General features: G+C 73.9%; 1 protein-coding gene. It reads right to left on the bottom strand.

Annotated elements, in window-relative coordinates:
- Nucleotides 1–2403 (bottom strand): Rne/Rng family ribonuclease (locus JHAT_RS33335; protein WP_143660625.1); only part of this gene is annotated, 2403 nt, incomplete at both ends.

Below are 2403 nucleotides of genomic sequence, written 5' to 3'. Positions count from 1 at the left end.
CGGCCTCGGCGGCGCTGCTGTACAGCTCCTCGTCCGGGGTGAACTCGGGCGCCGGCAGGGCGACCGGCTCGGCCACCTCCGCGGCGACCTCGGTCTCGGACTCGGTGTCCGCCTCCTGCTCCGCCGTCGGCTCCGTCTCGACGCCGGCGACGGCCTCGTGCTCGTGCTCGCCGGCACCCGCACGCGCCCGCTTGCGGCGCTTGCCGCCACCGCCACCGGCGGCGGCCGGCTGGTCGAGGTGGACGATGACGCCGCGCCCGTTGCAGTGGACGCAGGTCTCCGAGAACGACTCCAGCAGACCCTGGCCGACCCGCTTGCGGGTCATCTGGACCAGGCCCAGCGAGGTCACCTCGGCGACCTGGTGCTTGGTGCGGTCCCGGCCCAGGCACTCCAGCAGGCGCCGCAGCACCAGGTCCCGGTTGGACTCCAGCACCATGTCGATGAAGTCGATGACGATGATGCCGCCGAGGTCGCGCAGCCTCAGCTGGCGCACGATCTCCTCGGCCGCCTCCAGGTTGTTCCTGGTGACCGTCTCCTCGAGGTTGCCGCCCTGACCGGTGAACTTGCCGGTGTTGACGTCGACGACGACCATCGCCTCGGTCCGGTCGATCACCAGCGAACCGCCGCTGGGCAGCCAGACCTTGCGGTCCAGCGCCTTGGCGAGCTGCTCGTCGATCCGGTAGGTGGCGAAGACGTCGACCTCGGAGGTCCACCGGGACAGCCGGTCCGCGAGGTCCGGCGCCACGTGGGACACGTAGCCGTGGATGGTCTGCCAGGCGTCGTCGCCGCTGACGACGACCTTGGAGAAGTCCTCGTTGAAGATGTCCCGCACGACCCGGACGGTCATGTCCGGCTCGCCGTACAGCAGCGTCGGGGCGTTGCCGTTCTTGGCCTTCTTCTGGATCTCCTCCCACTGCGCCTGGAGCCGCTCGACGTCGCGGCGCAGCTCGTCCTCGCTGGCGCCCTCGGCGGCGGTGCGCACGATGACGCCCGCGTCCTCGGGGACGATCCGCTTGAGGATGGTCTTGAGGCGGGACCGCTCGGTGTCGGGCAGCTTGCGGCTGATGCCGGTCATCGAGCCCTCGGGCACGTAGACCAGGTAGCGGCCGGGGAGGGAGACCTGGCTGGTCAGCCGGGCGCCCTTGTGGCCGATCGGGTCCTTGGTGACCTGCACGAGGACGGACTGCCCGGACTTGAGGGCGGACTCGATGCGGCGCGGGCCGTGGCCCATGCCCAGCGCCTCGAAGTTGACCTCGCCGGCGTACAGGACGGCGTTGCGGCCCTTGCCGATGTCGATGAAGGCGGCCTCCATCGACGGCAGCACGTTCTGCACCTTGCCGAGGTAGACGTTGCCGACGTACGAGGTGGCCTGCTCCTTGTTGACGTAGTGCTCGACGAGCACCCCGTCCTCCAGGACGCCGATCTGGGTGCGCTCGCCGTGCTGGCGGACGACCATGACGCGCTCGACGGCCTCGCGGCGGGCCAGGAACTCGGCCTCGGTGATGATCGGCACGCGCCGGCGGCCCTGCTCGCGGCCCTCGCGGCGGCGCTGCTTCTTGGCCTCCAGGCGGGTGGAGCCCTTGATGGACTGCACCTCGTCGGACGGCTCGACCTTCGGACGCGGCTCGCGGACCTTGACGACGGTGCGCTCGGGGTCGTCGGCGGACGTCTCGGCCTCGCCGGAGGCGTCCCCGGCGCGGCGGCGACGACGACGGCGACGACGGCTGCTGCTGGAGCCGCCGCTCTCGCCGGTGGCCTCCTCGCCCTCCTCGGCGTCCTCCTCCACCTGCTCGGCGGTGTCCTCGGCGTCCTGGGCGGCCTGCTCGGCGGCGGTGTGCTCGATGTCGTCGTCCGCGGACTCCTCGGCGCCCTCGGCCAGGTCGCCCCGGCGACGGCGACGGCCGCCCCGGCGACGGCGGCGCCGCGAGCCGTTCTCCTCGGAGCCCTCGGCGTCGTCACCGTGGTCGTCGCCCGCCTCGTCGGCCTCGGCCTCGGGCTCCTCGTCGGCGGCGGCACGGGCGGGTGCGCGGTCCTCGGTGGTCTCCTCCGGGCCCGCGGTGCGGCGCCGGCGGCGGCGACGCGAACCGGCGGTCTCCTCCGGGAACTCCTCGGTCGTCCCGGTCTCCGGGGCCGCCTGCTCCGGCTCGGCTCCGGCGGCCTCGGCGGCGGCCTCCGCAGCGGCCCGCTCGGGCGTCTGGAACTTGGGCTCCGCGAACACGGGTGCCTGGAACACGGCGACGGCGGGACGCGCCGGGCGCTTCGGGGCGTCGGCCTCGTCGGACCCGCCGGCGGTCCGCGCGGGCTCGGCGAACCCACCGGCGGCCTTGCGGACGGCCCGACGACGCGCACGGCGCGGGGCGGCCTCCGTCGGCGGGCGCGGCGGGCTCGACGGCCTGCGGGGTC

The sequence above is a fragment of the Streptomyces sp. JHA26 genome, assembly GCF_002005565.1.
GTDB lineage: Bacteria > Actinomycetota > Actinomycetes > Streptomycetales > Streptomycetaceae > Streptomyces.
The sequence above is the reverse complement of the archived record's forward strand: the minus strand, read 5'-3'. Positions and strand labels throughout refer to the sequence as shown.